At 67.3% G+C, this 18,979-nt stretch carries 16 protein-coding genes; 5 read left to right on the forward strand and 11 right to left on the reverse strand.

Annotated elements, in window-relative coordinates:
* Positions 1–24 precede the first annotated feature (24 nt).
* The 7 genes from OCH239_RS05280 to OCH239_RS05310 form a co-directional block, all read right to left on the reverse strand.
* A complete protein-coding gene (locus OCH239_RS05280; RefSeq protein WP_037259648.1) occupies positions 25–708 on the reverse strand; it encodes a response regulator in 684 nt (227 codons plus the stop codon).
* Positions 709–804: 96 nt separating this feature from the next.
* Entirely contained in the window at positions 805–2,103 is a 1,299-nt protein-coding gene (locus OCH239_RS05285) for a branched-chain amino acid ABC transporter permease (RefSeq protein WP_211241967.1), read from the reverse strand.
* Positions 2,100–3,110, reverse strand: coding sequence for a branched-chain amino acid ABC transporter permease (locus tag OCH239_RS05290; RefSeq protein ID WP_037259650.1), 1,011 nt, complete (start codon positions 3,108–3,110; stop codon positions 2,100–2,102). The genes OCH239_RS05285 and OCH239_RS05290 overlap by 4 nt, the downstream gene beginning before the upstream one ends.
* A gap of 55 nt (positions 3,111–3,165) precedes the next feature.
* Positions 3,166–3,987: an ABC transporter ATP-binding protein gene (locus OCH239_RS05295; RefSeq protein ID WP_084782189.1), complete on the reverse strand. Its 822-nt coding sequence runs from the start codon at positions 3,985–3,987 to the stop codon at positions 3,166–3,168.
* A gap of 58 nt (positions 3,988–4,045) precedes the next feature.
* Positions 4,046–4,822, reverse strand: a complete 777-nt coding sequence (locus OCH239_RS05300; protein ID WP_037259652.1) for an ABC transporter ATP-binding protein — start codon at positions 4,820–4,822, stop codon at positions 4,046–4,048.
* A gap of 146 nt (positions 4,823–4,968) precedes the next feature.
* Positions 4,969–6,165 carry an ABC transporter substrate-binding protein gene (locus OCH239_RS05305; protein ID WP_037259653.1) on the reverse strand — a complete coding sequence of 399 codons (1,197 nt, stop codon included), beginning with the start codon at positions 6,163–6,165 and terminating at the stop codon, positions 4,969–4,971.
* 126 nt (positions 6,166–6,291) lie between these two features.
* Positions 6,292–7,293: a GlxA family transcriptional regulator gene (locus OCH239_RS05310; RefSeq protein ID WP_051489317.1), complete on the reverse strand. Its 1,002-nt coding sequence runs from the start codon at positions 7,291–7,293 to the stop codon at positions 6,292–6,294.
* Positions 7,294–7,478: 185 nt separating this feature from the next.
* On the opposite strand from OCH239_RS05310, the gene OCH239_RS05315 reads away from it, so the two are divergent.
* Positions 7,479–8,843, forward strand: a complete 1,365-nt coding sequence (locus tag OCH239_RS05315; RefSeq protein WP_037259657.1) for a class II 3-deoxy-7-phosphoheptulonate synthase — start codon at positions 7,479–7,481, stop codon at positions 8,841–8,843.
* Between the two features lie 108 nt (positions 8,844–8,951).
* On the opposite strand, the gene OCH239_RS05320 is transcribed toward OCH239_RS05315, so the two are convergent.
* From OCH239_RS05320 to mnmA, 4 genes are all read right to left on the reverse strand, one after another.
* Positions 8,952–10,262, reverse strand: coding sequence for a hypothetical protein (locus OCH239_RS05320; RefSeq protein ID WP_037259658.1), 1,311 nt, complete (start codon positions 10,260–10,262; stop codon positions 8,952–8,954).
* A 152-nt stretch (positions 10,263–10,414) separates the two neighbouring features.
* On the reverse strand, positions 10,415–11,050 hold the full coding sequence (locus OCH239_RS05325; RefSeq protein ID WP_244430312.1) for an exopolysaccharide biosynthesis protein: 636 nt from the start codon (positions 11,048–11,050) through the stop codon (positions 10,415–10,417).
* Positions 11,051–11,055: 5 nt separating this feature from the next.
* Positions 11,056–12,066 (reverse strand): protein translocase subunit SecF, encoded by a 1,011-nt coding sequence (secF, locus tag OCH239_RS05330; protein WP_051489319.1) that lies wholly within the window; start codon positions 12,064–12,066, stop codon positions 11,056–11,058.
* Between the two features lie 165 nt (positions 12,067–12,231).
* Positions 12,232–13,374 (reverse strand): tRNA 2-thiouridine(34) synthase MnmA, encoded by a 1,143-nt coding sequence (gene mnmA, locus OCH239_RS05335; protein WP_037259659.1) that lies wholly within the window; start codon positions 13,372–13,374, stop codon positions 12,232–12,234.
* Positions 13,375–13,494: 120 nt separating this feature from the next.
* On the opposite strand from mnmA, the gene sciP reads away from it, so the two are divergent.
* From sciP to recG, 4 genes are all read left to right on the forward strand, one after another.
* A complete protein-coding gene (sciP, locus tag OCH239_RS05340; protein WP_037259660.1) occupies positions 13,495–13,773 on the forward strand; it encodes a CtrA inhibitor SciP in 279 nt (92 codons plus the stop codon).
* A gap of 133 nt (positions 13,774–13,906) precedes the next feature.
* Positions 13,907–14,626, forward strand: a complete 720-nt coding sequence (gene ctrA / locus OCH239_RS05345) for a response regulator transcription factor CtrA (protein ID WP_037259662.1) — start codon at positions 13,907–13,909, stop codon at positions 14,624–14,626.
* A 74-nt stretch (positions 14,627–14,700) separates the two neighbouring features.
* Positions 14,701–16,824 carry an NAD-dependent DNA ligase LigA gene (gene ligA / locus OCH239_RS05350; RefSeq protein WP_037259664.1) on the forward strand — a complete coding sequence of 708 codons (2,124 nt, stop codon included), beginning with the start codon at positions 14,701–14,703 and terminating at the stop codon, positions 16,822–16,824.
* Positions 16,821–18,911, forward strand: coding sequence for an ATP-dependent DNA helicase RecG (recG, locus tag OCH239_RS05355; protein ID WP_037259666.1), 2,091 nt, complete (start codon positions 16,821–16,823; stop codon positions 18,909–18,911). The genes ligA and recG overlap by 4 nt, the downstream gene beginning before the upstream one ends.
* The last annotated feature ends 68 nt before the right edge of the window (positions 18,912–18,979 follow it).

An 18,979-nucleotide genomic window follows, 5' to 3' on the forward strand; every position in this document is an offset into this window, starting at 1 on the left:
TGACAGGAGGCAAGATTAGGCGCGTCATTCCTCGCTTGGCAAGACCCGCGCAAAGCTGGCGTCCTGCGCGATCAGCACCGCCTGCGTCCGGCTCTGCACCCCGAGCTTGCGCATGATCGCCGTGACGTGGGCCTTCACGGTCGTTTCCGCGATCGAGAGCTCGTAGGCGATCTGCTTGTTGAGCTTGCCCTCGCAGATCAGAGACAGGATCCGGGCCTGCTGGTTCGTGAGCGTGCCGAGCCGGGCGAGGGTGTCTGTCGCGGCGCTTTCGCCCTCCGGGTCGATATAGCTCTCGGGAACGAACTTGTGACCGGCGGTCACCGTCTCGAAGGCGCGTCGGAAGACCCCGCGTTGGGAGTGCTTCGGAACGAACCCGTTGGCGCCTGCCTTGAGCGCATGGCAGATCATCCGGTTGTCCGCCATGGAGGACGCCACGAGGATGATCGCCTTCGGCGCGGCCGTGCGGAGACGGACCAGACCACCGAGCCCGTTCACGTCCGGCAGGTGCAGGTCGAGCACGATGAAATCGACGGGCGCGGCCTCGAGAAGGTCGAGCGCGGTTTCGAGCGAGCCCGCGGTCTCGATCCGCGAGAACTCCGCGATGGAGGCGAGCGTCAGAGAGAGCGCATCGCAGAAGAGGGGGTGATCGTCGACGACCAGTGCCGTGGTCGGCGGCGAGGGTTGAAACGTTGCGGCGGCTGTGGACATGACCTGTCTTTCGGGTGCGGGCGCGGGAATGCGGTCTGGCCTGCAGCCTACCCGCACTCGCGCGCCCGCGTCACCTGCCGAAAGGTCTGAAGCCTCCTAACGCTCGGGCAGGAGGCCCCGCGGCGAGAACCGCAACACGAGCAGCAGCACCACGCCCATCGTCAGGAGGCGCATGTGCTGGACGCTGTCGAGGAGATGCGCCTTGAGCCAGCCCTCGCCCATGCCTGCGGTGATGAAGCCCATCAGCGCCTGTCCGATCGGTTCGACCTGCACCCAGAGGAACCAGATCAGGAAACCGCCGAGCACCGCGCCGTAATTGTTGCCGGACCCGCCGACGATCACCATCACCCAGATGAGGAACGTATAGCGCAGCGGCTGGTAGGATTGCGGCGTCAGTTGGCCGTCGAGCGTCGTCATCATCGCGCCGGCGATGCCGCAGAGGGCGGAGCCGAGGATGAAGACCTGCAGGTGGCGCCGCGTGACGTCCTTGCCCATGGCCCGCGCCGCCGTCTCGTTGTCGCGGATCGCGCGCATCATCCGGCCCCACGGCGACTTGAGCGCCAGCTGGGCGAGGATCAATAGGACCACGAGCACCGCCGCGAAGAGGAGCGCGTAGCCCGCCTTGACGTAGAGCGTCGAAGCCGTGGTCGGATCGAGGCCCCAGCCCGCGGCGCTTTCGACGAAGCCGGGATCGCGCTGCAGGTCCACCTCGTTCGGAACGGGGCGGGGCAGGCCGATCACGTTCTTCACGCCGCGCGCCAGCCAGTCCTCGTTCTTGAGGATGGCGATGATGATCTCGGCGATGCCGAGCGTCGCGATGGCAAGGTAGTCCGAGCGCAGCCCGAGCGCCGTCTTGCCGATGATCCAGGCCGCGCCGGCGGCGAGCAGTCCGCCGACGGGCCAGGCCAGCAGGACCGGAAGCCCCAGCCCGCCCAGATATCCGGTGGAGGCGGCGTTCACGCTCTCCACCGCGTCCACCGCCGGCGACAGCACCATGCGGTAGAGGATGAATCCGACGACGAGGATGCCCGCGACCGCCCAGCCGCGCACCTTCTTCGAGAGCGTCTTCCACGCCACGATCGCCGCAGCGATGGCTCCGACGCCGAGGATGAGCCCCGCGACGATGCGCGCGCCCCCCGCCGACCAGGCTTCGGGAACAGGGGGCATCGACACCAGCACGACCGACAGCCCGCCGAGCGCGACGAAGCCCATCACGCCGACGTTGAATAGGCCGGCAAATCCCCATTGCAGGTTGACCCCGAGCGACATCACCGCCGAGACGAGGCCCATGTTGAGGATCAGGAGCGCAGAGTTCCAGCTCTGCACGAAGCCGGTGCCGACGATCAGAACCGCGACGAGCGCGAGCATCGCGACGGGGCGCAGGTAATTGCTCATACCGATTTCCCCCTGAAGAGACCCGTGGGCCGGAAGAGCAGCACCACGACGAGGATCATGAAGCTCACCGCGAACTTGTAGTCGGTGGCGAGCAGCTGGACGAGGCCGTCGGGCGCGAGGCTCTCCGGCAGCAGGTAGGTCAGCACCTTCTTCCAGGCATAGGTGATCCCGACCTCGGAGAATGCGATGACGAAGCCGCCCGCGATGGCGCCGACCGGCGAGCCGAGGCCGCCGACGATGGCGGCGGCGAAGATCGGTAGCAGGAGCTGGAAATAGGTGAAGGGCATGAAGCTCTTGTCGAGCCCGTAGAGCACGCCGGCGATGGTCGCGAGCGCCGCCACGATGAGCCAGGTCACGCGCACGACCTTCTCGGGGTCGATGCCCGAGAGGAGCGCGAGGTCCTCATTGTCCGAATAGGCCCGCATCGACTTGCCTGTCCGGGTGCGGTTGAGGAACCAGAAGAGCGCGATCACGACGATCACCGCCGTCACCAGCGTGATCCCTTGGGTCCAGCGGATGACGAGCGGCTCGGCAAGGCCCGTCCACTCGCGGAACTGGCGCGCATTCATCAGGAAGCGCTCGCCGTCGGCGAAGCTCTGGGTGTCGGGCCCGATGATGAAGCGGGTGATGCCGTTATAGACGAACATCACGCCCATCGAGACGATCACGAGGATCACCGGCACCGCCTTCTGGGCGCGGTAGAACCGGTAGACGACGCGGTCCGTGGCGAGCAGTAGCGCCGCGCAGCCGAGGATGCCGAAGGGGATCGCGAGCAGGGCGGTCGGCAGCGGCCCGAGCGAGACGCCCATGCTTTGCAGGCCCCACGTCACGAGGATCGCCACCATCGTGCCGAAGGCCATCGTGTCGCCGTGGGCGAAGTTGGAAAACCGCAGGATGCCGTAGACCAGCGTCACCCCGAGCGCGCCGAGCGCCAGCTGGCTGCCATAGGCGATTGCCGGGATCAGCACAAAATTCGTCAGCGCCACCAGGGCGTTCAGCAGGTCCATGTGGCGTCCGCCGCTTCTGCGCGGCCCTCTTTTTCTTGGCGTGTCATGGCGGCCCTCATCCCCCGAGGAAGCTCTGGCGCACTTCGGGATCGGCGAGGAGCTCCTTGCCGGTGCCGGTATGCGCGTTGCGGCCCTGGACGAGGACGTATCCCTTGTCGGCGATCTCGAGCGCCTGGCGGGCATTCTGCTCGACCATAAGGATAGGGATGCCGGTGCGGGCGACCTCGATGATCCGGTCGAAAAGCTCGTCCATCACGATGGGCGACACACCCGCGGTGGGCTCGTCGAGCATCAGCACCTTGGGCTTGGTCATCAGCGCGCGGCCCACCGCGACCTGCTGGCGCTGACCGCCCGAGAGCTCGCCCGCAGGCTGCCGGCGCTTTTCCTTCAGGATCGGGAAGAGGTCGTAAACCTGCGCCATCGTTCCGGAAATGTCGTCTTCGCGGATGAAGGCGCCCATCTCGAGGTTCTCCTCCACGCTCATCGAGGTGAAGATGTTCGAGGTCTGCGGAACGAAGCCCATGCCCTTCTTCACCCGGTCCTGCGGCGAGAGGCGCGAGATGTCCTCGCCGTCGAGCCGCACCGCGCCCTCGCGCAGGTCGAGCATGCCGAAGACCGCCTTCATGGCCGTGGACTTGCCGGCGCCGTTCGGGCCGACGATGACCGCGATCTCGCCGCGCTCGACCGCGATGGTGCAGGAATGGAGGATGTCAGCGCCGCGTCCGTAGCCGCCGGTCATGGCATCGCCGATGAGGAAGGGGCCGCCGGGGGCGGGCTTTGCCGTGCCGTGGTAGCCCGGCAGGGGCGAGCCTTGGCCGGCGGGGTTGGTGATCGAGCGGTCGCGGTTGCCGCGGTCGTCGTGCAGCGGATCGCTCATGCCCAACCCCTTGCTTCTTCTTGGCAAAAATACTCGGAGAGGCGCGACGTGCGGACCATCACGCGGTCTCCTTGTTCTTGAGACCGGTGCCGAGATAGGCCTCGATCACGCGCTCGTCGGCCTTGATCTCGTCGATCGTGCCGGTCGAGAGCACCTTGCCTTCGGCCATCACGATGACCGGATCGCAGAGTTTGCCGATGAAATCCATGTCGTGCTCGATGACGCAGAAGGTGTAGCCGCGCTCTTCGTTGAGGCGGCGGATGGCGTCGCCGATCGTGTTGAGAAGGGTGCGGTTCACGCCGGCGCCGACCTCGTCGAGGAAGACGATCTTGGCGTCGACCATCATCGTGCGGCCGAGCTCGAGGAGCTTCTTCTGGCCGCCCGAGAGGTTGCCCGCGCGTTCGTCTTTGAGATGAGAAATCGTCAGGAAGTCAAGGACTTCGTTGGCCTTCTTCAGGAGTTCCGCCTCCTGGTCGCGGATCGCGGAGCGGCGGAACCAGGCGTTCCAGAGGGTCTCGCCGGACTGGGCGCCGGGGACCATCATGAGGTTCTCGCGGCAGGTCATGGAGGAGAATTCGTGGGCGATCTGGAAGGTGCGCAGCAGGCCCTTGTGGAAGAGCTCGTGCGGCGCGAGGCCGGTGATGTCCTCGCCGTCCATCGTGACGGTCCCGGATGTGGGCGGAAGAGCGCCCGCTATGCAGTTGAAGAGCGTGGACTTTCCTGCGCCGTTCGGTCCCACGAGCCCGGTGATGGAGCCGGTGGCGATCTCGAGACTGGCGCCGTCCACGGCCCGGAAGCCGCCGAAATGGCGGTGGAGGTTGTCGACGCGGATCACGTTGTCATCCCTGGATCATGCCGCGCGGCTTCTTTGGCCACTGCGGTCCGTTCTTCTTGTTCTGCACGAAACGTACGAAATTGCCGCCGTTTTGTACGAAACGGCCGCGCTTTTGCACGGCCGTTCCGAAACTTTCAAGACTTAACTCAACGGAACTCTACGGTCTCGAAGGTTCCGTCGGTGATCGTGTAGTAGCGGTAGCTGCCCGCCGCCTCGCCGGGGCCGATCAGCTCGACGCCGGTCGCGCCGACATAATCGATCTCGCCGCCGTCGGCGAGGATCTGGAGACCCTTGCCGAGCTCGCCCGGAAGGATCTTCTCGCCCGGCTCGTTGGCGACGGTCATGATGTTCGCCGCGGCGGCCTCGGAGGTCGCCTCGCCGCCCGCCTGCATCGCGAGCGCAAGGAGCGCGGCCGCGTCGTAGCTCTCGCGGGTGTAGGAGCTGTCGGGGTCGAAATCGGCGGTGTCGTTCACGAGGGTCGAGAACGCCTCGGCGCCTTCGCCCTGGGACCACGGCACGGCGCCGAAGGAGCCTTCGAGCACGTCGGAGAGGTCGTCCAGCATCTCCTGGCCGTACATGCCGTCGCCGAGCATGAAGGTCGAGAACGCGCCGGTGTCGGCGGCGGCCTGGATCATGCCCTTGCCGCCGGAATCGGCGTAGCCGAGCACGACGAGCGCATCGCCGCCCGCCGAGGCGAGAGCGCCGATCTCGGCGGAGTAGTCGGCCTTGTTGTCCTCGTGCGGGGAGGTCAGCGTCACCTCGCCGCCGGCTTCCTCGAAGGAGGCGACGAAGCTGTCCGCGAGGCCCTTGCCGTAATCGTTGTTGGTGTAGGTCACCGCGACCGAGCTGATGCCCTCGCTCTCGAGGATGCCCGCGAGCACTTCGCCCTGGCGGGCGTCGGACGGCGCGGTGCGGAAGAAGAGGCCGTCGTCCTCGGCGTTCGACAGACCGGGCGAGGTGGCGGAGGGCGAGATCATCGGCACGCCGTTCGGGACGGCGACGTTCGACAGGATCGCACCGGTGACGCCCGAGCAATCCGCGCCCACGATCGCGACGATGCCGTCGGTGGTGACGAGGCGCTCTGCGGCGGCGGTGGCCGCGGCGCTGTCGACGCAGGTGCTGTCGGCCTGGACCGGGGTCAGCGTCTGACCGTCGAGGAAGTTGCCGCTCTCGTTGATCTCGCTGAGCGCCAGTTCCGCCGATGCCCCCATGGCGGGCGTGATGCTTTCGATCGGACCGGTGAAGCCGAGGATGATCCCGATCTTCACCTCTTCATCGCTCTGCGCCATCGCGCCGCCTGCGGCCAGTGCCGCGGTCGCGGTGGCCATCATGAGCTTTTTCATACTTAAGTCTCCCTGTGTGGACCATTGTCCTGCGCGGAGCCTAGAAGCGGGATATTGCCGAAGTAAAGAGGAAGTGAGGGCCGCCTGCGGCGCAGACCGGGCCCTCGACGCAAGGTAAGGCGCCGCTCAGGCCTGGCCGCGCGGGCCGTGACTGCCCCGCTCGCGGTAGGGGGTCGTCTCGTAATGCGCGCGGTAGCACTTGGAGAAGTGCGACGGGCTCGCGAAGCCGCAGGCGAGCGCCACGTTGATCACGCTCATGTCGGTCTGCATCAACAGGTTGCGCGCCTTCTGGAGCCTGAGTTCCATGTAGTAGCGCTTGGGGCTGCGGTTGAGATAACGCCGGAACAGCCGCTCGAGCTGGCGGGTGGACATTCCGACTTGAGTCGCGAGCGTCGCGGGGCTGATCGGCTCCTCGATATGGGCCTCCATCTTGTGGATCACCTCGGCGAGCTTGGGGTGTCGCACGCCGATCCGGGTCGGCACCGAGAGGCGCTGCTGGTCCTGGTCGGTGCGGATCGAGGAATAGATGAGCTGGTCCGCGACGGCATTAGCGAGGTCCGCCCCGTGATGCTCGGCCAGGAGCTTGAGCATGAGGTCGATCGAGGCGGTGCCGCCGGCGGCGCTGATGCGGTTGCCGTCGATCGCGAAGACCGATTTCGACAGGATCACCTCGTCGAATTCCTCTGCGAAGCTGTCGTGATGCTCCCAGTGGATCGCGGCGCGGCGGTCGTCGAGAAGCCCCGCCTCGGCCAGAACCTGCGTGCCGGTGCAGACCGCGCCGAGGGTCAGCGCGTGGCGGCTCTCGCGCCGGAGCCAGCCCATCAGCTTCTTGGTGATGGCGTCGCGCACGCGCAGGCCGCCGCAGACGATCACGGTGTCGTCGCGGGTGAGATCGGGCAGGTCGCCGTCGAGCTGGAAGACCACGCCCGCCGAGGCCGTGACCGTGCCGCCGCCTTCGCCGACGAGGCTCCACGTATAGAGCTGGCGGCCCGCCATGCGGTTGGCGATCCGCAGGCATTCGACCGAGGAAGCGAAGCTGATGAGGGTGAAGTTCGGCAGCAGCACGAACACGAAGCGGCGCGTCTTGACCGCTCCGGCGATCTCGACGGCAGGCTCTTCATGGCCCATGCAACACCTCATTGACACACAAACCGAACGCGTTCCGGTTGACGGGTCAGAGTCCAGACATCGCGGGCCGCGTCAAGCGGGGAGGGATATTTCGGTTCTGGCCAGTGCAGCACAGCTTCGTTATAGACCGGGGACGCTGACGCAACGGCCCAAGCGAGGGGCAGAGCTCGACCGGGAGAGAGACGATGACGGAGTGGCAGAAATCGGCATGGCGCGAGAAACCGCGGGTGCAGATGCCGGATTATACCGATGACAGCGCGCTGAAGGCCGTGGAGGCCCAGCTGTCGAAGTATCCGCCGCTCGTCTTTGCCGGCGAGGCCCGGAGCCTCAAGCGCGACCTCGCGGCCGCGGGGCGGGGCGAGGCGTTCCTGCTGCAGGGCGGCGACTGCGCCGAAGCCTTCGACCAGTTCTCGGCCGACGCGATCCGCGACACGTTCAAGGTCATGCTGCAGATGGCGATGATCCTGACCTACGGCGCGAAGGTGCCGGTGGTGAAGGTCGGCCGGATGGCGGGCCAGTTCGCCAAGCCGCGCTCTGCGCCGACCGAGGCCAAGGACGGGCAGGAACTGCCGTCCTACCGCGGCGACATCATCAACGAGCTCGCCTTCACGCCCGAGGCGCGGATCCCCGATCCCAAGCGCATGCTTCAGGCCTACACGCAGGCGGCCGCCACGCTGAACCTTCTGCGCGCCTTCTCGACGGGTGGCTATGCCGACGTGCATCAGGTGCATGCCTGGACGCTCGGCTTCACCGAGAGCGAGAAGGCCGCGGCCTATCGCGACATGGCGAACCGGATCTCGGACACGCTCGACTTCATGAAGGCGGCGGGGCTCGAGAGCGACACCAACCACAACCTGCGGACGGTGGATTTCTACACGTCGCATGAAGCGCTGCTGCTGGAATACGAGGAGGCGCTCTGCCGGCTCGATTCGACCTCGGGCAAGTGGCTCGCGGGCTCGGGTCACATGATCTGGATCGGCGACCGCACGCGGCAGCCGGACGGCGCGCATGTGGAATTCGCGCGGGGCGTGCTGAACCCGGTGGGGCTGAAATGCGGCCCGTCGCTGACGGCGGACGATCTCAAGGTGCTGATGGCGCGGCTCAACCCCTCGAACGAGGCGGGCAAGCTGACGCTGATCGCGCGGTTCGGCGCGGGCAAGACCGCCGAGCACCTGCCGCGGCTGATCGAGGCGGTGCGCTCCGAGGGCGCGAACGTCACCTGGGTGTGCGATCCGATGCACGGCAACACGATCAAGTCGGCCTCGGGTTACAAGACCCGGCCGTTCGACGCGGTGCTGCGCGAGGTGCGCGACTTCTTCGCGGTGCACCGGGCCGAGGGCACGGTGCCGGGGGGCGTGCATTTCGAGATGACCGGCCTCGACGTGACCGAATGCACCGGCGGCGTGCAGGCGGTGTCGGACGAGAACCTCTCGGACCGCTACCACACCGCCTGCGATCCGCGGCTCAACGCCTCGCAATCGCTCGAGCTGGCGTTCCTCGTCGCCGAGGAGCTGACCTCGCACCGGACCGCGCTCGCCGCGAACGGCTGAGGGCCGGGGCGCACCGCTTTCGCCGCCGCAGAAGAATGCGGCGGCAGGGCGCTCTTCGGGGCGCGGCCGCTCCGGAGCGGTCCCCAGAGCAATCGCCGCGCATCTCCGTCAGTTCTGGAAGCCCTGCATCAGATAGGCGATTTCCTGGCTGACCGGATCGTTGTCGATGGCCTCTTCCGTGGCGAGACCGATGAAGAGGGCGAGCGCGAGGCTGGCCGTCTTGAGCGCCGGACGCAGCCCGAAGAAGCGCCGCGACGATCTTTCGCCGAAATCTCGGACCTTCTGCCTCGGGCCGGACTGATGGACCCGACGCGGGACCGGGCGAGCAACTGCTTTCCGCGCCGTCTGGTCCGCGATCTGCCGGGCGGGTCTCGTCGGAACGAGGCGTGCGATCTCGGGCGCCGCGGTCTCCCGCTTCCAGCCCGTGGTGATCTGGCGGCAGTGATGGAACGCGAACTTCCGGGAGCGGAACGCCCAATTGAAGGCGAAGCCTTCGAGGATGTGCGGCCGCCATTGCAGATCGCCCAATGGGCCGCTCGGCCGCACGCACCATTTCGGGGGGCACGCGCTCTTGCCGGGAGCGAGGAAGCGGTGGTCGTCGTGGCGGACGATGCCGTTGCGGGGCGCGTGCGGGGCGTAGCGCCATTCTCCGCCGAAGCGGACTAGTCCGAACGTACTGTGCCATGTGGCGTCGAAGATCGACACCGGCGTGCGGCCGAGCACAAGCTCGTCGATGTCGCAGCAGAGGACCGCGCGGGCGTCCCGGAGATACCGCAGGCGCACGGCGTTGAGCGCGCAGGTCTGCAGGAAGAGCTCGGTGTTGCCATAGGGGCTGCGGCCGCGCGGTCCGAATGGCAGCCCGGTGCAAAGCACGAGCGGATCGAGGCCGGTCCGGTCGAGGACGCGCTCGATGTCTCGGGTCCCGTAGAGCGCCGAGCCGTTGTCGATGAAGACGATCCCCTCGGCGCCCTGGGTCTCGGCGTGGAAGCGGGCGAAATCTTCGATCCAGGCGAGCTCGTTGTCCTTCGACATCGTGACGATCACGTTGCGGTTGCGAAAGCGCCCCGGCATGGCTTCGTGGACCGGCGTTTCCAGGCGGAATGCCTCGGACGCGAAGGACACGCGGGCCGGCGGGTGCGGGCTTCTGAGGAGGACGAGGCTGTGGCGGTAGAAGGTGCGGATCTTCGTCGGCGTGGCGATGCCGTCGAGCGCGAAGGCCCCCTTGCTGACCATTGCGGCGAGGTTGTTGAGGCGCGGGCAGACGAGCGTGACGGTGCCGTCCTGCCAGATCGCGTCGAACCAGAGCGTCCGGTCGTCGAAGGCCTCCTCGTACCCGTCCTTGCGGTATCTGGGGGCGACGCGCGACCGGCGGCGGGGGCCGTCCCGGTCAAGACGACAGGTCGCGAAATCTGAACTCATGTAGCGGCACCTTGTGCTTCAGGCCGTGTGATGGCGGTACCGCTACATGCAAGCGGCCGCGGGCGCAAAGGGCACGATAACCGGCGCATCGTCCAGAGCGCCCCTGCGGGCCTGCGCATGCATCCGCGCAGGGCCGCACCCGGAGAGGGCCGTCACGACAGCAGTTCCGCCACGAGAAGGACGGTTGCGCTGACGATCGCAGCGCTCGCCGCCGACATCACCGCCAGCCCGACAAGGCCGATCGCGATGCCGCAGGCGGCGACGACCGCATCGCGTTCGATCAGCGCAAGGCCGATGAGGGCGAGGGAGAGGCCCGGCAGCGCGTTGCCGAGGGGCAGCGGCAGGAACAGCGTCACCGCGAGGAGCAGGCTGAAGAGGCCGAGCGCGCGGCGCGGCCAGCCGGTCGTGAGGGCCGGCCAGCGCGGTCTGACGATGCGTTCGAGACGAGCGAGGCGAGTGGCGATGGCGAGGGCCGCGCGGCGGAACTCCGCCGCGCCGATGGTGCGCCGCGCGAGCCAGTCCGGCACCCATGGCGTCGGGCGTCCGGCGGCGATCTGCAGCGTCAGGAAGAGGAGCGGCAGCCCGGCGAGGAGCGACAGGCCCGGCACCGGGAGCGGCAGGACGTTCGGGGCGCCGAGGACGATCAGCAGCGCGCCGTGACCGCGCCGGCCGAGGCCCGCGATGAGCGCGCCGACCGACATGCGCTCGGTCGTAGTGCCCTCGCCAAGAGAGCGGAGCAGGTCTGAAAAGCGCGGCTCCCCGGGCTCGGCCGAAACCGGATAGGGCATGTCGGTCACGGCCGGAACGCCTCGTCCGGCGCCGCCTTGGCGGCGGTGTCGACCGGGCCAGGCAGCACGAGAAGCAGCGGCGCGGCGATGAAGATACTCGACAGCGTGCCGAGCGCGATGCCGAAGGTCGTCGCGGCCGCGAAGCCGAAGAGCACCGGCCCTCCGAAGAGCATCAGCGAGATCGTGGTCGCGAGCGTCGTGCCGGAGGTCATCAGCGTGCGCCGGAGCGTGTCGGTGATGGCGAGGTCGATCACCTCGGGAAGGGGCATCGCGCCGTAGTGGCCGCGCTCCTCGCGGATGCGGTCGAAGACGATCACCGTGTCGTTGATCGAGTACCCAGCCACGAGCAGCAGCGCCGCTACGCTGGTCAGATCGAAGGTCAGGCCGGTCAGGGCGAAGAAGCCGAGCATCATGGCCACGTCGTGGAACGTCGTCAGGCAGGCGCTGAGCCCGAAGCGGACCTCGAACCGCCACCAGACATAGATGGCGATGGCGCTGACCGCGAGCAGGCAGGAGAGGAGCCCGGAGCGGAGGAGCTCGCCCGAGACCTTGGGCCCGACGCTGTCCTCGCTCACGATGCGGGCGGCGGGGCCGAGCGCGGCGCGCACGGCCTCGGCGCTCGCGCCATCCGCGTCCTGGATGCGGACGAGGACCGACCGTCCGGCATCGGTCAGCTGGATCACCGCATCGGCGTGGCCGGACGCGGCGAGGGCGGCGCGGAGCGAGGCGGTGTCGAAGGGCACCGCGCTCCGCGCCTCGAGCGCCAGCCCGCCGGTGAAATCGAGACCGAGGGAAAAGCCCCGGACCGCGACCAGGGCGACGGTCGCCGCGAGAAGGAAGAGCGATATGGCAAAGGCGATGCGCCGCCACCGGGTGAACGGAACGGACCGCATGGGCGGCGATATGGCCGCAGCGACAAGGGATTGCATGACAGGACAGCCGGAGCGGAAGGCGCCCCGCGAGACCTCCTCGGGCGGAGCCGCGACCGCGCGGTTCGAGTGACGCCCGGCGCTCACATGGGGTGTCCGGGGCGCTCCGGCAAGCGGCGGGCTGCCCGCCGGCGAAGAGAATTTCGCCGCACGGGTCAGGTCTTAGGCAAGGTATCGCCGATGGTGTCTGCGATGCGCAGGGCGCCCCACGATCAGGTCATGCGAGAGGGCCCCCGCGACGGAGACGGGTGTTCAGTAGCCGCGCCAGATCCAGCCGCCGCCGAAGACGCGGGTGCTCTCCTCGTCGTAGAAGACGCAGGCCTGGCCCGGGGAGACGCCTTCCTCGGGGGTGACGAGCTCCACCTCGGCCTCGGTCTCGGAGATCGGGCGGATGATCGCTTCGCGGGGCGGGCGGGTCGAGCGGACCTTCACGGCCACGTGCCATTCCTCGCGCGAGGTGAGGGGCGCGTCGCCCAGCCAGTTGATCTCGCGGACCGGGATCTTCCGCGTCGCGAGCATCTCCTTCGGGCCGACCACGACGCGGGCGTTCTCGACGTCGAGCTTCACCACGTAGAGCGGCTCCGAGAGGCCGCCGATGCCGAGGCCGCGGCGCTGGCCGATCGTGTAGTGGATGACGCCCTCGTGGCTGCCGAGGACGCGGCCGTCGACATGCACGATCTCGCCCGGATCGGCGGCGCCGGGGCGCAGCTTCTCGATCACCGAGGCGTAGTCGCCGTTCGGCACGAAGCAGATGTCCTGGCTGTCGGGCTTGTCCGCGACCGGCAGGCCGTAGCGGGCGGCAAGCGCGCGCGTCTCGTCCTTGGAGACGAGATGGCCGAGCGGGAAGCGCAGGTAGTCGAGCTGCTCCTGCGTGGTGGAGAAGAGGAAGTAGGACTGGTCGCGCACGGCGTCGGCGGCGCGGTGCAGCTCGGCCTTGGTCGCGCCCGGCTTGCGCTGGATGTAGTGCCCCGTCGCCATGCAATCGGCGTCGAGGTCCTTGGCCGTCTCGAGCAGGTCCTTGAATTTCACCCGTTCGTTGCAGCGGATGCAGGGCACGGGCGTTGCGCCCGCGAGGTAGCTGTCGGCGAACTCGTCGATGACCGCGTCCTGGAAGATGTTCTCGTAGTCGAGCACGTAATGGGGAAAGCCCATGCGTTCGGCCACGCGGCGGGCGTCGTGGATGTCGAGGCCCGCGCAGCAGGCGCCCTTCTTGGCGAGCGCCGCGCCGTGGTCGTAGAGCTGAAGGGTCACGCCTACGACGTCGTAGCCCTCTTCGGCCAGCTTCGCCGCGACGACGGAGCTGTCGACGCCACCCGACATGGCGACCACCACGCGGGTCTGCGACGGGGGCTTGGGCAGGCCCAGCGAATTCAGCTGACCTTGGTCGAGGGGCATGACACTCTCCTTGGATTGCGGCCGGAATATAGGAAAATGCAAAGTTTTCTCAAGGGCGCGTTTCATGCCGCATTAAGTGCGCCGGTGCAAGGTGCTGCCGTCAGTCACGGATGTCGCAGCATGTATCTCAAGAAAGTTGATGGTCCGCGCGCAGTCACGCTTCCCGACGGGTCGGTCATGACCCGCGCCGACCTGCCGCCGAAGGAGACGCTGCGCTGGGTCGCCTCGCGCAAGGCCGCGGTGGTGCGGGCGGTGCTCTACGGCCTTCTGACCGAGGAGCAGGCGCGCGAGCGCTACCGGCTCAGCGAAGAGGAGCTGCGCGGCTGGATCCGCGCGATGGCGCATCACGGCGAGGGCGCGCTGAAGGCGACGGCGGTGCGGAAGTACAGACAACTATGACGTGAGTGTGTTCATTATAAGTTTACTTTGAGTGAGTGCTGACGTTAACCTGAACCAAGCGAGCACCAGTAATTCTAAGTTAAACATTAGGCTTCAGTTATGAGTCATCACAGTTGTAGTACGGAGACGGGCGATGCGTGTCCTTCTGATCGAAGATGACCCGACCACGTCGAAGAGCATCGAGATGATGCTGACGCGGTCCAACCTCAACGTCTACGCGACCGACATGGGGGAGGAGGGCGTCGATCTTGCGAAGCTCTACGACTACGACCTGATCCTGCTCGACATCACGCTGCCCGACATCACCGGTCACGAGGTCCTGCGCAAGCTGCGCACGGCGCGCATCTCGACGCCGATCCTGATCCTGTCGGGCGCCGACGACACCGAGAGCAAGCTCAAGAGCTTCGGCTTCGGCGCCGACGACTATCTGACGAAGCCCTTCCACGCCGACGAGCTGGTGGCGCGCATCCATGCGATCATCCGCCGCTCGAAGGGGCATGCGCAATCGGTCATCCGGACCGGCAAGATCAACGTCAATCTCGACGCCAAGACCGTGGACGTGAACGGGCAGACCGTGCACCTCACGGGCAAGGAATACCAGATGCTGGAGCTGCTGAGCCTGCGCAAGGGCACGACGCTCACCAAGGAGATGTTCCTCAACCATCTCTATGGCGGCATGGACGAGCCCGAGCTCAAGATCATCGACGTCTTCATCTGCAAGCTGCGCAAGAAGCTCGCCGAGGCGACGGGCGATCCCAGTTACATCGAGACGGTCTGGGGCAGGGGCTACGTGCTGCGCGATCCCGACATCCGCAGCGCCGACGCGTCCGGCGCCATCGCCCTCGGCGCCTGACCCCCACTGGACCCTCGCGCGCCGCGCGCCTATCACTTGCCCGGCAAGGCAGGGCGACGTGACGGAGCGGACAGATGGCGCAGGGCGAGATCGCGGTGGAGGCGCTGGACGAGGCGGGCGCGCGCGAGGAGCTCGAGCGGCTGGCCCGGATCCTCTTGGAGGCCAACGACGCCTACCACGGCCGCGACGATCCGAAGCTGACCGATGCAGACTACGACCGCTTGAAGCGGCGCAACGCCGAGATCGAGGCGCGGTTTCCGGGCCTCAAGCGTGAGGACAGTCCCAGCGAGCGTGTTGGAGCTGAACCTGCGTTAGGCTTCCGGAAAATTAGCCACACTGTTCCTTTACTCTCTCTAGAAAATCTTTTCAGCGAGAGTGAGGTTTTTGATTTTGATAAAAGAATCAAAAAATATTTAAATATTCAAGCCAACAAAAATATCGAGTATGTGGCTGACCCCAAGATCGACGGACTGTCCGTTTCGGTTCGATACGAGTATGGTAAGTTAAAGCACGCCGCCACTAGGGGAGATCGGCGTGTGGGTGAAGATATCACTGAAAATGCGAAGACTATCGCTGAGATTCCTCAAAGCATTCCATCAAAGCTGAGCGTTTTGGAGGTGCGAGGGGAAGTTTATATGCGAAAAACGGATTTCGCGGCTTTGAACGAACGTGGCGTTGAAGAGCGCCAAGCCTCTTTCGCCAATCCAAGAAATGCAGCTGCCGGGTCACTGCGTCAAATTAATCCGGCCATAACCGCTAAGCGGCCGCTCAAATTTTTCGCGTACGCATTAGGTGAAGTTCACGGTCTGACAGTTGAAACCCAAAGTGAGTTGCTGATTTGGCTTAAGAGCTTGGGGTTTGTTACGAATGAGCTGTTCCGAAAGTGCTGTGGCCCGGACGATTTAATTTCGTATTATAAAGAGTTAGAGGAGCAGCGTTCCACGCTAGATTATGATATTGATGGCATCGTTTATAAGGTGGACGATCTCGCGCTGCAGCGGCGGCTCGGCTTCCGCTCCACGACGCCGCGCTGGGCGATCGCGCACAAGTTTCCGGCCGAACTCGCCTGGACCCGGCTCGAGGCGATCGAGATCCAGGTCGGGCGCACCGGCGCGCTCTCGCCGGTGGCGCGGCTGACCCCGGTGACGGTCGGCGGCGTCGTCGTCTCGAACGCGACGCTGCACAACGAGGATTACATCGCGGGGCGCGATTCCAGGGGCGAGCCGATCCGCGGCGGCCGAGACATCCGCGAAGGCGATTGGGTGCAGGTCTACCGCGCGGGGGACGTGATCCCGAAGATCGCCGACGTGGATCTCTCGAAGCGGCCCGAGGGATCGGAGCCTTACGCGTTTCCCGAGGTTTGCCCGGAATGCGGCTCGGACGCGATTCGCGAGGAGGGCGATTCGGTGCGACGCTGCTCGGGGGGCATGAGCTGCCCCGCGCAGGCGGTCGAGAAGCTCAAGCACTTCGTCTCCCGCGCGGCCTTCGACATCGAGGGGCTGGGATCGAAGCAGGTGGAGCAGTTCTACCGCGACGGCTGGATCAGGGAGCCCGTCGACATCTTCGAGCTGCGAGAGCGGTACGGGCAGGGTGGCCGCCAGCTCAAGAACCGCGAGGGCTGGGGCGAGAAATCGGCGCAGAACCTCTTTGCCGCCATCGACGAGCGGCGGCGCATCCCGCTCGGCCGGCTGATCTTCGCGCTCGGCATCCGGCATGTGGGCGAGGTCAACGCCAACCTTCTGGCGCGCCATTACGGCACCTGGGCGGCCTTCGATGCCGCGATGCGCGAGGCCGCCCCGATGGAGGGTGCGGCCTGGGACGAACTGAACGGAATCGACGGGATCGGGCAGGTCCTGGCGCAATCGCTGGTCGCGACGGTGAACCAGGACGCCGAGCGCGCGTCGATCGAGCGGCTGCTCGCGCATCTCGAGGTCGAGGAGGCCGCAAGGCCGCAGACCGACGGATCGCCCGTCGCAGGCAAGACCGTTGTCTTTACCGGCAGCCTCGAGCGGATGACGCGGGCCGAGGCCAAGGCGCGGGCCGAGGCGCTCGGCGCCAAGGTGTCGGGTTCGGTCTCGGCCAAGACCGACATCGTCGTCGCCGGGCCGGGCGCGGGGTCCAAGGAAAAGAAGGCGCGCGAGCTTGGGCTCGAGATCATGGACGAGGATGCCTGGCTCGCCCTCGTCGGCGAGGGATGACGGGCCGGCCGAAAATCCTGTTTCCGCTCTTCGCGGCGCCGACCGGGCTCGACGGGATCGGGCCCAAGACCGCGCAGGCGATGGAGACGATGGGGATCGCGGCGCCGCGCGATCTGCTCTTCACGCTGCCGCATTCGGGGATCGACCGGCGGATACGTCCGTCGATCCGGGGCGCGGACCTGCCGGGCGTGCTGACGGTCGAGGCCGAGATCGGGCAGCACCGGCCTCCGCGCACCAAGGGCGGCGCCTACCGGATCGAGGCCGAGGATTCGCAGACCTCGTTCCAGATCGTGTTCTTCCATGCGCGCGGCGATTACCTCACGCGGATCCTGCCGCCGGGAGAGCGACGGGTGCTCTCGGGCCGGGTCGAACTTTTCGACGGGGTCGCGCAGATGGTGCATCCCGATCACGTCCTGCCGCCCGCGGAGGCCGGCACGCTGCCCGAGTTCGAGCCGGTCTATCCGCTGACCTCGGGCGTGACGCGCAAGCAGATGGTGCGGGCCGCCGCCGACGCGATCGCGCGTGCGCCGGACCTGCCGGAATGGATCGATCCGGGACTGATGGCGAAGGAGGGCTGGCCGTCATGGCACGCGGCCGTCGCCGCCGCCCATGCCCCCGGCGGCGCGGCGGAGCTGACGCCGGATGCGCCCGCGCGGCGCCGGCTCGCCTATGACGAGCTCTTTGCGCATCAGCTGACGCTGGCGCTCGCGCGGATGGCGCGGCGGCGTCGGCGCGGCACGCCGAGCGTCGGGGACGGGCACCTGCGCAAGCGGGTGCTGGTGGAGCTGCCCTATCGACCGACCGGCGCGCAGGGCCGCGCGATGGACGAGATCGCCTCCGACATGGCCGCGCCCGAGCGGATGAACCGGCTGCTTCAGGGTGACGTGGGCTCTGGCAAGACGCTGGTCGCCTTCGCCGCCTTGCTCGTTGCGGTCGAGGCGGGCGGGCAGGGCGTGATGATGGCGCCGACCGAGATTCTCGCGCGGCAGCATCTCGAAAGCCTGCGCCCGCTGGCCGAGAGCGCGGGGGTCGTGCTGGAGCTGCTGACGGGGCGCGACAAGGGGACGGAGCGGCGCGCCAAGCTTTCGGCGCTCGAGCGCGGGGACATCCAGGTGCTGGTCGGCACGCACGCGGTCTTTCAGGATGACGTCGCCTTTCGCGACCTGCGCCTCGCCGTGGTGGACGAGCAGCACCGCTTCGGCGTGCGCGAGCGGCTGCGGCTCGGGCAGAAGGGTGCGGCGGTCGACGTTCTGGTGATGACCGCGACGCCGATCCCGCGCAGCCTCGCGCTGGCGCAATACGGCGACATGGACGTCTCGGTGCTCGACGAGAAACCGCCGGGGCGCAAGCCGGTGAAGACGGCGCTGACCTCGACCGAGCGCATGGACGAGGTGGTCGAGCATTTGCGCCGCGCGGTTGCCGAGGGCCGGCAAGCCTATTGGGTCTGCCCGCTCGTCGAGGAGAGCGAGACGGTCGACCTGACCGCGGCCGCCGAGCGGTTCCAGCACCTGCGCGCGGCGCTCGGCGAGGGCGTGGTGGGGCTCGTGCACGGACAGATGCCGCCCGCCGAGAAGGACGCGGCGATGGCGAAGTTCGTCGCGGGCGAGACCTCGGTCCTGGTGGCGACGACGGTGATCGAGGTCGGGGTGAACGTGCCCAACGCCTCGATCATGGTGATCGAGCGCGCGGAATGGTTCGGGCTCGCGCAGCTGCACCAGCTGCGGGGGCGCGTGGGCCGGGGCTCGGCGGCTTCCACCTGCCTGCTGATGTACCAGCCGCCGCTGTCCGAGACCGGCGAGAAGCGCCTGACGACGCTGCGCGAGACCGAGGACGGGTTCCGCATCGCCGAGGTCGATCTCGAGATGCGCGGGTCGGGCGACGTGATCGGGACGGCGCAATCGGGCGTGCCGCGGTTCCGGATCGCCGACCTCGACCATCAGGCGGGGCTGATGGCGCTGGCGCAGAGCGATGCGCGCAAGCTGCTGACCGACGATCCGGCACTCGAGAACGCGCGGGGACGGGCGGCGCGGCTGCTTCTGTGGCTGATGCGGCAGGACGAGGCGATCCGGCTGATCGCGGTCGGATAGCCCGGTTTCTCACCTCGTTCGCGAATGTTCTTAAAAAGTTCTTTACCCGACTCGGAACATGTGAGAAC

The sequence above is a fragment of the Roseivivax halodurans JCM 10272 genome, assembly GCF_000521785.1.
Lineage (GTDB): Bacteria > Pseudomonadota > Alphaproteobacteria > Rhodobacterales > Rhodobacteraceae > Roseivivax > Roseivivax halodurans.

Bases quoted from the DNA above. Each gene is read 5' to 3' on its own strand.
- OCH239_RS05280 (WP_037259648.1), bottom strand. From the start codon at position 708: ATGTCCACAGCCGCCGCAACGTTTCAACCCTCGCCGCCGACCACGGCA.
- OCH239_RS05285 (WP_211241967.1), bottom strand. From the start codon at position 2,103: ATGAGCAATTACCTGCGCCCCGTCGCGATGCTCGCGCTCGTCGCGGTT.
- OCH239_RS05290 (WP_037259650.1), bottom strand. From the start codon at position 3,110: ATGGACCTGCTGAACGCCCTGGTGGCGCTGACGAATTTTGTGCTGATC.
- OCH239_RS05295 (WP_084782189.1), bottom strand. From the start codon at position 3,987: ATGAGCGATCCGCTGCACGACGACCGCGGCAACCGCGACCGCTCGATC.
- OCH239_RS05305 (WP_037259653.1), bottom strand. From the start codon at position 6,165: ATGAAAAAGCTCATGATGGCCACCGCGACCGCGGCACTGGCCGCAGGC.
- OCH239_RS05310 (WP_051489317.1), bottom strand. From the start codon at position 7,293: ATGGGCCATGAAGAGCCTGCCGTCGAGATCGCCGGAGCGGTCAAGACG.
- OCH239_RS05315 (WP_037259657.1), top strand. From the start codon at position 7,479: ATGACGGAGTGGCAGAAATCGGCATGGCGCGAGAAACCGCGGGTGCAG.
- OCH239_RS05320 (WP_037259658.1), bottom strand. From the start codon at position 10,262: ATGAGTTCAGATTTCGCGACCTGTCGTCTTGACCGGGACGGCCCCCGC.
- OCH239_RS05325 (WP_244430312.1), bottom strand. From the start codon at position 11,050: ATGCCCTATCCGGTTTCGGCCGAGCCCGGGGAGCCGCGCTTTTCAGAC.
- mnmA (WP_037259659.1), bottom strand. From the start codon at position 13,374: ATGCCCCTCGACCAAGGTCAGCTGAATTCGCTGGGCCTGCCCAAGCCC.
- sciP (WP_037259660.1), top strand. From the start codon at position 13,495: ATGTATCTCAAGAAAGTTGATGGTCCGCGCGCAGTCACGCTTCCCGAC.
- ctrA (WP_037259662.1), top strand. From the start codon at position 13,907: ATGCGTGTCCTTCTGATCGAAGATGACCCGACCACGTCGAAGAGCATC.
- ligA (WP_037259664.1), top strand. From the start codon at position 14,701: ATGGCGCAGGGCGAGATCGCGGTGGAGGCGCTGGACGAGGCGGGCGCG.
- recG (WP_037259666.1), top strand. From the start codon at position 16,821: ATGACGGGCCGGCCGAAAATCCTGTTTCCGCTCTTCGCGGCGCCGACC.